We start from the raw sequence: 13,114 nt of genomic DNA, 5'->3' as shown, positions 1-13,114 counted from the left end.
CTTTTTTTATACTCAAATGATTATTTTTTAACTGCAGAGATGATCAAAAACATGGGGCGCCTTAGTTCATTTTTCATTTCAGGGATTTCCGACAAGCTCAATTCGCTGGGCGTTGGTTCTACCAGGGCTTTGATTTCAAAACCGTTATTAAGTAAACTGCTTATATAGGAGGTTAATGTCCTATGATATTTCACCACATCTGCTCCCAAAAAATTGGCCGTACGTTTGCCTTCCATAAAATAATCATCAAGTGGCCAGTGCATCGGTTTTCCCTCTGTATCATAACTCCAATCCTGTTTGCCTTGAGCAGTAAATATGGGATGTTCAACAGAAAAAACAAAAACGCCGCCTTTTACAAGACTTTTATTTATTTGGCGGGATATTTCTTCAAATGAGGCTAAGTAATGAAAAGAAAGCGAACTGATTACAATATCATAGGCCTCCTCTTTAAAATTAAAATCTTCTATCGCACACAATTGATAATCTATTTTTGGCGAGGAATTGATCTCAATTGCCTTTTTTAGCATATTTTCGGATAAATCAATCGCCACAACTGATTTTGCGCCATGATCAACCGCATATTTGGCATGCCAGCCAAAGCCACAACCCAGATCCAGCACAATTTTGTTTTCAAAATCAGGGAAAAGGCTTCTGAGGATATGCCATTCTCCAGCCCCTTCCAAACCATTTATTGAACGGTTCATTAAACTATACTGTTTAAAAAACTCGCTGTCATCATATTTATTTTCACGCATAACAACACAAATTTATCAATTCTAAACCAGATATGGCCTTTACCAACTGTAAACTATCTGTGTCATTTTTTTTGAAAGATTTATATTTTATGCTTTCTCTTTATTTACTTTTGACCGATGAGCAAAATTGAACAGTTTCTTAACGGCAAACTTCAGGAGCGGAAGGAAAACCTTTCCATCAGAAATTTATCAACCAGCATCCCTCCTGTTGATTTTTGTTCAAATGATTATTTAGGTTTTGCCAGATCAGCCGGGTTAAAAAAACTGATCGAAGATCATATAGCAAAGATTCCTCATTATTTAAATGGTGCAGGAGGTTCGAGGTTGCTCAGCGGCAATACCGCATATACTGAAGAAACCGAACAGTTTATTGCCGATTTCCACCTGGCAGAGAGTGGCTTGATTTTCAACTCCGGTTACGATGCAAATATAGGCTTGCTGTCGAGCGTTCCGCAACGTGGCGATACCATTATTACCGATGAGCTGATTCATGCCAGTATTATAGACGGCTGTCGTTTAAATCATGCCACCCGCTACAAATTTCTTCATAACAACATTAAAGACCTCGAAACAAAACTTCATCTGGCAAAAGGAAACATTTTCGTAGTGATAGAAAGTGTATATTCTATGGATGGCGATATTGCCCCGCTGATCGAAATAGCAAACCTTTGCGAACAGTACCAGGCCAGTTTAATCGTGGATGAGGCACATGCCACAGGTATTTTTGGCGACAAAGGGCAAGGATTAGTCAACCAGTTAAACCTAAGGGAAAAGGTATTCGCACGTATTATTACATTCGGCAAGGCGATGGGCGTACATGGAGCCATTATATTGGGCAGTAAAAGCCTGCGCCATTATCTGATCAATTTTGCAAGGTCTTTCATTTATACTACAGCATCGCCAATTCATAACATTGTAGCCATTAAATCAGCTTACCAGTTTTTGATTAACATAGATCACCAGCTCATTCATCAAAAAATTGCATTGTTCAGAAAAACAATAAAAGAACAAAATATCCATGCACTCGATAGCAAAAGCGCCATTCAGGGAGTAATTTTTTCTTCAAATGAAACCACCAAACAGGTCGCAACTACATTACAAAGTAAAGGTTTTGATGTTAGGGCTATATTAAGTCCAACCGTAGCTTTAGGCAAAGAAAGGCTGAGGATTTGCCTGCACACTTTTAATACCGACGATGAAATTATTTCGTTGGTTAAACACCTTAAAGAATTAAATTAAATGGCAATGTATTTTATAACGGGAATAGGAACAGGAATAGGAAAAACTTTAATCAGCGCCATCCTAACCGAGAAATTAAAGGCTGATTATTGGAAACCGATACAATCTGGAGATTTAGATACCAGCGATAGTATCACAATCAAAAGTTTAATCAGTAACGAAAAAACAATCATCCATCCTGAAAGCTATCGGTTAACACAACCTTTATCGCCACATTTATCGGCCATGCTTGATGGAATAGAGATTGATCTCGATAAAATAAATATCCCTGCAACTGATAATCATTTAATTATTGAAGGTGCCGGTGGTTTAATGGTTCCACTAAATGAAAACGAACTGATTATTGACCTGATTAAAAAATTAAATGCAGAAGCAATATTGGTCTCTCAAAATTATCTGGGCAGCATTAATCACACCCTTTTATCGCTTAATTTGCTTAAACAATACGAAATTCCGGTAAAGGGAATCGTTTTTAATGGTGATGAAAATCAGGAGACCGAAAGGTATATTCAACAATATGGAAAAGTAAAAAGCCTGGGGCATGTACCTAACTTAAACCTTATTAATAAAGAAAATATAGTAGCAGCAGGCGAAAACTTATTTATTTAAATTTATTAGTTTCTAAGCTAGAAAGTGTCTGTACCATTAAAACGTATACTTTTCGTTATCAGGCATAGTTTCTTCTTAAGGAACAATAAATATTAACGAAATCAAAGGAGATAAATTATTTAGAAAAATCGTCATTTCTACCGTAGTGGAGAATCTTTTAACATTGTTCAAAGATTTCTCCATTCCGCTATGCTCCAGTCGAAATGACGATCGATTTTTTGTATCTGTTCTTGAAGTTCTCTCGAAAAAATTGATTCTAGAAATTACAGCTCTTGTTCCTAATTCACCGAAAAACTATTATCACTTTTCATTTTATCCGGTGTATGCGGATTTCCCATCACCACTTTTGATAATTTTTTATTCGTTTTCAACTCAATTTTCACCTGTTGACTCCCTTTTTCCCATACACCAATGGTGCTATGGTTCTTTTCAACTGAACCATCCTCAAAAGTCAAGGTTAAATCGATAGGCAAAGGTTTAATGCTCTTGTTTTCAACAGTAACGGTATAACCACCTGAAGTTTTATCAACAGCTTTTATCGCCATATCTGTTACGCCACCTTCAAAAAACCAGGCTTTCCAGAACCAGTTTAAATTTTTTCCACTACCTTCATTTATGCTGTTAAAGAAATCGTAAGGCATAGGATGTTTACCGTTCCAGTTTTTAATATAAGTATGTAAAGCTTTGGTAAACAACTCATCACCCAAATAATCTTTAATAAACAGATAAGCTAGTCCAGGCTTAGGATAAGAATTGGTAAAAGAACCCGATCCTTTTAAATCTGGTGTTAGCGTCATAATTGGCGTATCGTCTTTTCCACCTGAAGAAGAAGCTGTAGGTTGAATACCATATTCATCAACAATGGTTGGATCAATGATTGGAGAAATTAACCACTCGCCTATTGTTGCCCAGCCCTCATCCATCCAGCCATATTTGGTTTCATTTATGCCCATGTAAAAAGGGAACATAGTATGGAAGATTTCGTGATCGGTTAAGGTAATGGCATCTGTACGATTATCAACCGGGTTATCATTCACCATCATCGGGTATTCCATCTGGTCTAAACCATCAAAAATGGTTTCGTGGTTATATGGATAAGGCCATTTCGGAAAAGTATAACTCATGGCTTCTACCGTTTTACGGGCAAAATCAATTACCTCATAATAATCTTTATGTTTTGGATTAAAAACAGCATCCACACGGGTTCTTCTTTTCGTTTTAGGATCAACAACCAAACTGCTCGATTTCCACAGGTAATGATCACTCAGGGCAAATACAAAATCGGTGACATTTTTGGCTTCAAACTTAAATGTATTAAAAGCATTTGGTTGTGTTACTTTTTTATCAGCAAGATCTTTATCCGTAATTACATCAATAATGGCATCGTTTTTTTCAGCAGATAACATTCTCGACACCACATCTTTCTGAAAAACTTCCGAAGGATTTTTCAGATCGCCGGTTGCCCAAACACCATACCCGCCAGGGACCGTAATGGATGCATTAAACTGATCGAAATCGTTATAAAACTCCTCGGCACCCGTGTAAGGATATTTATTCCAGCCATCAACATCATCGTATACGGCAATGCGCGGAAAGAAATAAGCTACAAAATGCGAACCTTCATCTACCTGACCAGTACGCATGTGTGAACCTTTATTTAAAGTATAACTATAATCAATTAGAAAACTGATGGTTTTACCAGGCAAAATAGCAGGAACGTTTACCGTCATATTGGTACCGTCTATTTTAAAATCTGTAACCGGTTTTCCATTTGCGGCCATCTTCCCGATCGCTACGCCATCACCCAAATCAGACTCTGCGAATTTTGATTTTCTCGGCGTACCCTTTTTATATAGGTTTGGATAAAGCTTAAACCAAATTTCCTTCAAGGTATCAGGACTATTATTGGTATAAGTTACCTGCACCTTACCTTTTAACAACCTGCTGGTAGGATTGAAATCTACATTCAGATCATATTTTGAAGTATTTTGCCAATAGTTTTTGCCAGGTTTTCCGTTTGCATTCCTGGTTTCCTTTTGATAGGTTTTCTGAAACTCAGGCGCTATCGGTAAAGTTGTTTGCGCCCTAGCATAAACCGCACTAAACAACAATAGACTTAATATTTTAATAGATTTCATTTTTTGAGCTTAGGGTTTAGCGCAATGCGCATAGCGTTCAACATTAGTTAACCGATTTAAACAATTAACCGATTAACCATTCTACTTACCAAATTTCATTTTCAACTGCTCTAACATATCATTATTGATCGGTTGTGCAGGTTTTTCTGGTTTAGGCTGTGGTTTTGGTTGATAGGCAGGTTTATTTCCCGGTGGATTGCTTTGCGGCTTTGCAGTCTTGTTTTGGTTTTTCTTAGCATTAAACTTTGCCCACTCCTCATCCAGTTTCTTTTTTGTGTACAAAGGAAAATCACCCTGTTTCATCCATGCATAATAACTAGGCTCCACAGAAAATACCTGATGAGTAGTTTTGCCTTTGTGTTTACCAAAATTGAAACACACTTCATCGTTATCGTTATACACCAAGCGACCAGCAAAATCTACCGGTTTATTGATATTGGTAAAAATATGCAACGCATCAACATCGTTCACCACCGGAATGCTTTTTACACCTTGTTTGCTCTCAAATTCGGTTTCTTTGTACATTTCCAATTGACCAAGTAACACCTTGTAAGTGGCAATTACATCGGCTTCAGCAGCGTGTGCATTAATCAGGTCTTCCTGGCAATAAAATTTATAGGCTGCTTTTAAAGTACGTTGTTCCATCTGGTGGAAAATATTCTGCACATCAACAAACTTGCGGTTATTCATGTCGAAATCAACTTCAGCCCTTAAAAATTCTTCTAAAAGCATCGGGATATCAAATTTATTCGAATTGTATCCGGCGAGGTCGCTATCTCCTATAAACTCGGCAATTTCTGCTGCAAGGACTTTAAAAGTAGGCTCATTTGCAATGTCTTCATCGTAAATACCATGTATTAATGATGTTTGCAAAGGAATAGGCATTTCGGGGTTTACACGCCATGTTTTAACAATTTCGGTACCATCTGGCATGGCTTTTAAAATGGCAATTTCTACTATTCTATCAGCTCCGACATTTATCCCTGTAGCTTCTAGATCAAAAAAGGCTAAAGGGCGTTTTAAATTTAATTTCATTTTGTAAGATGTGAGATTGGCGACATTTAGATTTGAATCGGAATGTCAAATTCTTTTTTTCAAAAGTGCTAAAAAGGTTTCATTAGTTCTCTAAAACCCCTTTATTAATTTATAAATTTAATTGTCAAATTATTTCAGAATGTTAGTTTCTAGCATTAAATTGCGCCAATTTATATACGCTCAAATGAATAAGACGCTAAGTTTACTGTTTCTATTAATTCTATCATTAACGACTCAAGCTCAAAACTTTAACTATGGGGCCATTACCCATGATGATTATCAGTTCGACAGAAAAACACTCGACAGCAACGCCAATGCTATTGTTTTAAAAGAATTTGGTACGGCCTCGATCCAGATAGACGACAATACCCATAGCCTGGTTTTAATTTTTGAACACCACGTAAAAATCAAAATTTACAACAAAGAAGGTTTTAAGGAAGCCAATATCGTAATTCCAACTTATAAAGACAGTAACCGTGAAGAAACGATAAGCGATTTAAAAGCATCAACCTTTAATTACGTCGATAACAACTTTGTGGAATCGGTGATGGATAAAAAAGCTGTTTTTACAGAAAACAGGTCGAAATATACCCGCCTGACTAAATTTACCCTTCCTAATTTGAAAGAAGGATCGGTAATTGAGTACAGTTATATTTTAAGATCTCCGAACCTGTTTAATTATAAAACATGGGAGTTTCAGGGTGATATTCCAAAAGTATCCAGTGAATATGTTGCGTATATCCCAGGCATTTACAATTACAATGTTTCCTTACGTGGTTTTCAGAAACTAACGGATCAGAAATCGGAGCTCAGTAAAGAATGTTTGCGTCTATCAGGCGTTGCAATCGACTGCTCGAAGATGACTTACCTGATGAAAAACATCCCGGCATTTATAGAGGAAGATAACATGACAGCTCCAAGTAATTTTAAATCAGCTATTTATTTCGAACTTTCTGATGTACAGAATATCAATGGTGGAAAAACTTTTTATACCAAAACCTGGAAAGATGTTGACTATGAACTTTCTAATTACAAAACGCTGGGCGACCAGATGAAAAGAAAGGATATTTTTAAAGAGCTTATTCCAACCATTACCAAGGGCAGTACAGACGATCTTGAAAAAGCTAAAGCCATTTATAATTACATTAAAAAACAGATCAAGTGGAATAATTATTACGGGGTATATTCAGAAGATAATATAAAAAAGTCACTTGATAACAGATCGGGCAATGTAGCAGATGTTAACCTGAGTTTGATTGCTGCACTTTCTGCAGCTAACCTTGATGCTGAAGCCGTGCTCTTATCTACACGTGATAATGGAACCGTAAATAAACTTTATCCGGTAATGAGCGATTTTAACTATTTAGTTGCCAAGGTAAATATTGGCGATAAAAGTTATTTATTAGACGCCACTGAACCGCTTCTGCCCTTCGCTTTGTTACCTTTAAGATGTATCAATGATCAGGGCAGGGTAATCAACCTGAAAAAACCATCATATTGGATCGATTTAAAAGCCAGCCAAAAATCTACAACTAATTATGTCCTGACCGGAAAAATGACCACTGATGGGAAAATTGTTGGAACGTTGCTAACGCATAGCATGGGTTACGCAGCTTATGCAAAAAGAAAAGATATTTCGCGTTACAACTCTCCTGATGAATATGTAGAGAAACTGGATGAGCGTTTAACCAGGATAAAAATACTGGAGCACAGCATTTCTAACTTAGATAGCGTAGAAAATGCTTTGACAGAAAAATATGAAATTGAATTTACAGTGAATGATGGATCGAACAACAAACAATTTTATTTTAGTCCGTTTTTTATTAACCCCATTTCGAAAAATCCGTTTAACCTAAACGAACGCACTTATCCTGTTGATTTAGGTGCAGCATCAGATGAACGCATCGTCATCAATGTAACATTACCTGAAAAGTACGAACTATTAGAAAAACCTAAAGATATGGCCATCGGTTTACCCAACGCTGGTGGAAAATATTTATTACAAACGGGTTTACAGGATAACACGATTTCGGTTAGCCAAATTATGCAACTTAACAATGCCATTTATCAGGCAGATGAATACCTTTACCTAAAAGAATTTTATAGTAAAATTATTCAAAACCAAAAAACTGAGTTTTTACTAAAAAAAGCAAATTAGATGAAATTTTTATTCACGGTGGCATTTTTGCTTTTCATCTCTGTTATTGGGTATGCCCAGGATAATTACGATGTTGATTTAATACCAGCGAGCCTGCGTAACCGTGCCAATGCCTGTATCCGTAACCAGGAAACCGTAATCGATATGCGTACGCCTGATAATGTGATGTTGAGCGTTAAAAAGGCCATCACCGTATTTAACCAAAATGGTGAAGATGAAGCCCGGTTGGTGATCTACTATGATAAAAATATATCAATTAAAGGAATTAAGGGCGAAGTGTACAACAGCATAGGCCTTGCGGTCACTAAGTTTAACCAAAGCAATTTTGCAGATGTGAGTGCGGCCGATGGTTTCTCTCTTTTTGTGGATAGCCGTGTGAAACATTACCTTCCTTCGGTAAACGAATATCCTTACACGGTGGTTTACAACTACGAAATCAGGAATAAACAAAACCTCATTATTCCCGACTGGACGCCCAAGCCTGCCGACGATGTTTCAGTGGAAAAAAGCAGTTATACCTTCATCTGCAAACCTACTGATCAGACAAGGGTAAAAACCCAAAACTATAACGGAACACCAGAAGTAATCACAGATGAAAAGCAGAAAAAAACCATCTGGAAGGTAAATAATATATTAGCCGTTAGAACTGAGCCTTACAGTCCTGCTCATGAAACTTATGCCACCAGCATACAAATTGCCCCACTCGATTTTTACTATTATAACCATAAAGGAAATTACACCAACTGGCAAGAACTAGGCAAATGGATTTACGACGATTTATTAAAAGAGCGTAAAACATTGCCACCTGCAACGGTTCAAATGGTGAAAGATTTAGTTAAAAACGAAAAAACAGATAAAGATAAAGCACGGAAAATTTACCAATACCTGCAGGACAAAACCAGGTACATCAGTGTGCAGATCGGCATTGGTGGTTTTCAGCCCATTGCTGCCAGCGAGGTAGACCGCCTGGGTTATGGCGATTGTAAAGCATTGGTAAACTACATGCAAAGCTTGTTGAGTGCTGCCGATATAGAATCGCATTATTGTGTAGTGGAGGCTGGTTCAGAAAAAAAGAGCATGGATCCGAAATATGCAAGTATGGTGCAGGGTAACCACATTATTCTCTGCATGCCTTTAAAAGGCGATACCACCTGGCTGGAATGTACCAGTCAGAAAATTCCATTTGGCTTTTTAAGCGATTTTACCGACGACCGGCTGGTACTGGCCTGTACGCCTGAAGGAGGAAAATTGTTGCATACCCCAAAATTAACCACTGCCGAGAACCTGCAGATCCGCAAAGCAAACCTCATTATCGAGGCCGATGGAAACATTACCGGGAAAATGAATACGGTTTACGAAGGTTCACAATACGAAAATCAGGAAGAATTGATCGGTAAATCCATCACCGAACAACATAAACTACTTAAAGAAACCTACAATATTGATAATATAGATTTTGAAACGGTGGCATTTGCACAGAAAAAAGATATGGCACCTAAATTAACGGAAGAAATTACCCTTAATATCCGCAATTATGCGCCTGTTAATGGCAACAAAATGTTTTTACAGCTTAATACCTTTAACATCAAAAAATCAATCCCCGAAATAAAAAACAGAATATTGCCTGTATACATTAACCGTGGTTATACCGATGAGGATACGATTGTATATACCCTACCTGATAATGTAGATACCACATTAATTATAGGACAGGATAAAACTTTTAAAAGTGATTTTGGGCAATATGTTTGTAAAACATCTATAGAAGGCAAAAAATTAACATACTATAGAAAGTTTATTTTAAACGATGGAACGTTTCCTGCGGAAAAATATGCCGACTTTTCGAAATTTATTAACGATGTAAATTCAGCTGATTATTTAAAACTAGCGCTTAGTTTGAAGAAATAGCTCGTTGGTTCATTAGCCATTGGTTAGCATAATGCTAAAACAACTTGTAAAGAGACCATATTCGACTCCGCTCGGGGTGACAAAATCAATCTGCGGCCCTTTTCTGCGGAATCTACGGGAAACAAAACACCCTTAGCTTAAGAAAATAATCCCCAAACCAATGCCAATAATCATGATGAGGTACATTAAGATTTCTGTAGAAGCAAATCTCTTGTATTTTGTCCAGAAGGAATAATCATTTTCTTGGTCGGCCATTTTTTTAATCTATTCGGCAAAAATAGCTAAATAGATTTAATTATTGGGTTGATAAGTAGTAATCTCTTTCGCCATACCTTTAAAAAGCACAATGTGAAAAGGCCACATGGCGTACCAATATATCCGGCCCCATAAACCTTTTGGCCTGAAAGTAGCTATTTGCGACAGGAATGCCTTGCCATGAAATTCAATCAGTTTTAATTCGAGCCAGGCCTCACCCGGCACTTTCATTTCTGCGTACAACAACAGTCTTTTAGCTTTTTTATCGGCAAGTAAAACCCGCCAAAAATCCAGTACATCACCAGCCTGAAGATCAGTATTGCTGGTTCTCCCCCTGCGCGTTCCTACCCCTCCAAACATTTTATCCAAAAATCCGCGTAAATGCCAAAGCCAATCCATAAAATACCAACCCCTATTACCACCAATGCTCCAGATATTCTCAAAAACTTCCTCCGCTTTACGTTCAAAAGGCATTTTAACTTTATATTGTAGGGTACCATTTTGTGGCACCTTAATCTGGTCCATAAAATTTGAATGGAGATAACCACGGTTCAAAGCATCTTTCCAGCTCGAAACAATGGAATTCTGGTCGATTTTTTCGAAGGCAAGATGTAATGATTCAGCGTAACTTAAACAATCGCGTGGCACCACTTGCTGGATGCGGTTATCTTTACATATCACTTCATTTTTCATGCTATCCACCAAACTTCTCGCGAGCGAATAAGGCACGGGTGTAATCATGTTTAGCCAAAGTGAAGATAACCTTGGCGTTAAAACAGGAACAGTCACAATCCATCTCTTTAAACCCCGTTCTTTTGCATAGCCCAAAAGCATTTCTTTATAGGTCAATATATCAGGTCCTCCGATATCGAAAGTTTGATTATAAGCTTTATCATTGTGCAGTACACCGATCAGATAAGCTAAAACATCGCGTATGCCAATTGGCTGACAGCGTGTTTCCACCCATTTTGGTGTAATCATGAAAGGAATTTTCTCCGTTAAATCGCGTATAATTTCGAATGAGGCACTTCCAGAGCCAATAATAATGGCTGCCCTTAAAATGGTACAGGCTTTTCCTGATGATTTAAGTTCTTCTTCAACTGCTAACCTCGATCCCAAATGTTTAGATAAATGTTCATCGTTGGCAATGCCGGTTAAATAGACAATCTGCTTACAATTTGTCTTTTTAACAGCTTCAGAAAAATTTTCTGAAGAGGCTTTCTCCATATCCGAAAATCCGGTCTGGCTGGATGACATGGAATGCACCAGGTAATAAGCGGCATCTATATCTTCAGGAATTTCATTTAAGGTATCAGCTTCAAGCAAATCACCGGTAATAATTTTTACCTGATCGCTTAATTCAGATTCGGAAATGAACCGACGCTTATCCCTAACCATACAAATAATTTCATGCTTTTCTTCCAGTAGAAGCGGAAGCAATCTTGTACCGATATAGCCATTTGCACCAGTTAATAAAATTTTCATAGTCCGGGATTTAAGAGATAACACTAAATAAATGGCTTTGTTAGCTTAATTCTCTGAATAAAAAGAAATTCACATTCTTCAAAGCTATATAATCAGGGCTTTAGTCACGAGAGTGTAAAACAACCTGTATTTTTAACACTACAAAATAGATGTGGGCAACATTTAAGTAAAATCACCGTATAAATAGCTCAATATCAAACTAAACCAAACTGAATGAAGAGACACATCCTGGGCATTGCTACGATTTTATTAGCGGGTATGAGCATTGTCGGAACAAGTTGGAAAGCCGTGGAGCTTCCACACTCACAACAAGAAGCAGTTAGAGCCATAGCTGCAGATAGCCTATACAATCAATTCATTTTAAACATTTATCATCAGGTACATTTAGATTCTGCCGGACTAAGTGAACAGGTTTTCGAAAAGGCATTAACCGGATTTTACAACATGAAATATTCGGGTTTACTACATGCCAAATCCATCTTAACCATTGCCGATTTTGACCAGGAAAGCTGTAAAAAGCGCCTTTATATCATCGATCTGGCTAACAGGAAACTGCTAATGAACACCTGGGTAGCCCATGGCCAAAACAGCGGTGGCGATAAACCTTCATCTTTCTCTAATAACATCAACTCCAACCAGAGCAGTTTGGGCTTCTATTTAACCGGCGAAATTTATAATGGTAAACATGGTCGTTCGCTCAAATTGGATGGCATGGATCAGGGTTTTAATAGCAATGCAAGGGAAAGATCAATTGTGGTGCATGGAGCAAGTTACGTAAGCCAGCAAAGTATAGATCAATTGGGTAGATTGGGCAGAAGTCAGGGTTGTCCGGCAGTTGCTGCTAAACTGGCCGATCAGGTGATCAATACCATTTCAGACAGAACAGTACTTTTTATCAATAATTCAGACCAGCAATATAACTCTGCGTTTTTAAATGAAACGCTGGCTGCAAGTGTAGTTCTTAATCAAGAACAGCTCTTCGCTGCGCAGGTGGATTAATGCAATTTGATATTTTTCGCATTGAGGTTTTTAGGAAGCATTCGGATAAACAGGGATTTGCTGCCCGACAGTAAGTCCCACACCCAACGATTACTGTCTACACCTTTTTCGCCGCAATCTACAATTTCGGCCCTTTTAAGTAGCTTTTTAACCAAAACCTGAATCCATTTTACCCTAACAATGCGGTTAAAATTTAAGCCCAGGTAATCGCAATACACGTGAACAAGAATTTCTACAATAAGCGAATCGTTTGAAATGGCAAGCGCCTTGCCAAAATGTTGATTATAATCTGCTTTAATTACATCAACCATCAGGTTAAACCGGCTATCGGCTTTGCCATCAAGAAATTGCCAGAGTGCTGCATTGCTATACACCCGGATGAGCTGTGGTTCTAGTTCCACTTTTATCTTACTTCCCAGCAGATCATAAATTTTGTCCATTAATAAAAATCAATTGTAGCGGTTAGATCGATGTATTACCGAATTGTTAATCAATTTGATATAAAAATTATCAACACAGATCATGGACAAACT

At 37.6% G+C, this 13,114-nt stretch carries 11 protein-coding genes; 5 read left to right on the top strand and 6 right to left on the bottom strand.

Annotated elements, in window-relative coordinates; genetic code table 11:
- Positions 1 to 20: 20 nt before the first annotated feature.
- Positions 21 to 755 (bottom strand): class I SAM-dependent methyltransferase, encoded by a 735-nt coding sequence (locus U859_RS0111365; RefSeq protein WP_025143496.1) that lies wholly within the window; start codon positions 753 to 755, stop codon positions 21 to 23.
- A gap of 117 nt (positions 756 to 872) precedes the next feature.
- On the opposite strand from U859_RS0111365, the gene U859_RS0111360 reads away from it, so the two are divergent.
- Together U859_RS0111360 and bioD are read left to right on the top strand one after the other, a co-directional pair.
- Positions 873 to 1,994, top strand: coding sequence for an aminotransferase class I/II-fold pyridoxal phosphate-dependent enzyme (locus tag U859_RS0111360; RefSeq protein ID WP_025143495.1), 1,122 nt, complete (start codon positions 873 to 875; stop codon positions 1,992 to 1,994).
- Between the two features lie 6 nt (positions 1,995 to 2,000).
- A complete protein-coding gene (gene bioD / locus U859_RS0111355) occupies positions 2,001 to 2,603 on the top strand; it encodes a dethiobiotin synthase (RefSeq protein WP_316931568.1) in 603 nt (200 codons plus the stop codon).
- 278 nt (positions 2,604 to 2,881) lie between these two features.
- Here the strand turns inward: bioD and U859_RS0111350 are convergent, their stop codons facing one another.
- Positions 2,882 to 4,741 (bottom strand): M1 family metallopeptidase, encoded by a 1,860-nt coding sequence (locus tag U859_RS0111350; RefSeq protein ID WP_025143493.1) that lies wholly within the window; start codon positions 4,739 to 4,741, stop codon positions 2,882 to 2,884.
- Between the two features lie 81 nt (positions 4,742 to 4,822).
- Positions 4,823 to 5,776 carry a 3'-5' exonuclease gene (locus U859_RS0111345; RefSeq protein WP_025143492.1) on the bottom strand — a complete coding sequence of 318 codons (954 nt, stop codon included), beginning with the start codon at positions 5,774 to 5,776 and terminating at the stop codon, positions 4,823 to 4,825.
- 184 nt (positions 5,777 to 5,960) lie between these two features.
- Here U859_RS0111345 and U859_RS0111340 point away from each other — a divergent pair, with 184 nt between their 5' ends.
- Together U859_RS0111340 and U859_RS0111335 are read left to right on the top strand one after the other, a co-directional pair.
- Positions 5,961 to 7,934, top strand: a complete 1,974-nt coding sequence (locus tag U859_RS0111340; protein ID WP_025143491.1) for a DUF3857 domain-containing protein — start codon at positions 5,961 to 5,963, stop codon at positions 7,932 to 7,934.
- The gene (locus U859_RS0111335; RefSeq protein ID WP_025143490.1) at positions 7,935 to 9,842 is read left to right on the top strand and encodes a DUF3857 domain-containing transglutaminase family protein; all 1,908 of its coding nucleotides are present in this window, start codon (positions 7,935 to 7,937) and stop codon (positions 9,840 to 9,842) included.
- Between the two features lie 132 nt (positions 9,843 to 9,974).
- Here U859_RS0111335 and U859_RS32480 read toward each other — a convergent pair whose 3' ends face one another.
- Together U859_RS32480 and U859_RS0111325 are read right to left on the bottom strand one after the other, a co-directional pair.
- Positions 9,975 to 10,097 (bottom strand): hypothetical protein, encoded by a 123-nt coding sequence (locus U859_RS32480; RefSeq protein WP_262496791.1) that lies wholly within the window; start codon positions 10,095 to 10,097, stop codon positions 9,975 to 9,977.
- Between the two features lie 36 nt (positions 10,098 to 10,133).
- A complete protein-coding gene (locus U859_RS0111325; protein ID WP_025143489.1) occupies positions 10,134 to 11,582 on the bottom strand; it encodes an SDR family oxidoreductase in 1,449 nt (482 codons plus the stop codon).
- Positions 11,583 to 11,795: 213 nt separating this feature from the next.
- On the opposite strand from U859_RS0111325, the gene U859_RS0111320 reads away from it, so the two are divergent.
- Complete coding sequence (locus U859_RS0111320) at positions 11,796 to 12,581, top strand: murein L,D-transpeptidase catalytic domain family protein (RefSeq protein ID WP_025143488.1); 786 nt, start codon at positions 11,796 to 11,798, stop codon at positions 12,579 to 12,581.
- Here the strand turns inward: U859_RS0111320 and U859_RS31055 are convergent.
- Positions 12,578 to 13,021: a hypothetical protein gene (locus U859_RS31055; RefSeq protein WP_025143487.1), complete on the bottom strand. Its 444-nt coding sequence runs from the start codon at positions 13,019 to 13,021 to the stop codon at positions 12,578 to 12,580. The two genes, U859_RS0111320 and U859_RS31055, sit on opposite strands and share 4 nt — an antisense overlap.
- Positions 13,022 to 13,114 lie beyond the last annotated feature (93 nt).

The sequence above is a fragment of the Pedobacter jeongneungensis genome (genome assembly GCF_000633455.1).
Lineage (GTDB): Bacteria > Bacteroidota > Bacteroidia > Sphingobacteriales > Sphingobacteriaceae > Pedobacter > Pedobacter jeongneungensis_A.
This window is presented reverse-complemented; position numbering and strand designations above follow the sequence as displayed.

Bases quoted from the DNA above. Each gene is read 5' to 3' on its own strand.
- U859_RS0111345 (WP_025143492.1), bottom strand. From the start codon at position 5,776: ATGAAATTAAATTTAAAACGCCCTTTAGCCTTTTTTGATCTAGAAGCT.
- U859_RS0111320 (WP_025143488.1), top strand. From the start codon at position 11,796: ATGAAGAGACACATCCTGGGCATTGCTACGATTTTATTAGCGGGTATG.
- U859_RS0111350 (WP_025143493.1), bottom strand. From the start codon at position 4,741: ATGAAATCTATTAAAATATTAAGTCTATTGTTGTTTAGTGCGGTTTAT.
- U859_RS0111360 (WP_025143495.1), top strand. From the start codon at position 873: ATGAGCAAAATTGAACAGTTTCTTAACGGCAAACTTCAGGAGCGGAAG.
- U859_RS0111325 (WP_025143489.1), bottom strand. From the start codon at position 11,582: ATGAAAATTTTATTAACTGGTGCAAATGGCTATATCGGTACAAGATTG.
- U859_RS31055 (WP_025143487.1), bottom strand. From the start codon at position 13,021: ATGGACAAAATTTATGATCTGCTGGGAAGTAAGATAAAAGTGGAACTA.
- U859_RS0111335 (WP_025143490.1), top strand. From the start codon at position 7,935: ATGAAATTTTTATTCACGGTGGCATTTTTGCTTTTCATCTCTGTTATT.
- U859_RS32480 (WP_262496791.1), bottom strand. From the start codon at position 10,097: ATGGCCGACCAAGAAAATGATTATTCCTTCTGGACAAAATACAAGAGA.
- U859_RS0111365 (WP_025143496.1), bottom strand. From the start codon at position 755: ATGCGTGAAAATAAATATGATGACAGCGAGTTTTTTAAACAGTATAGT.
- bioD (WP_316931568.1), top strand. From the start codon at position 2,001: ATGTATTTTATAACGGGAATAGGAACAGGAATAGGAAAAACTTTAATC.
- U859_RS0111340 (WP_025143491.1), top strand. From the start codon at position 5,961: ATGAATAAGACGCTAAGTTTACTGTTTCTATTAATTCTATCATTAACG.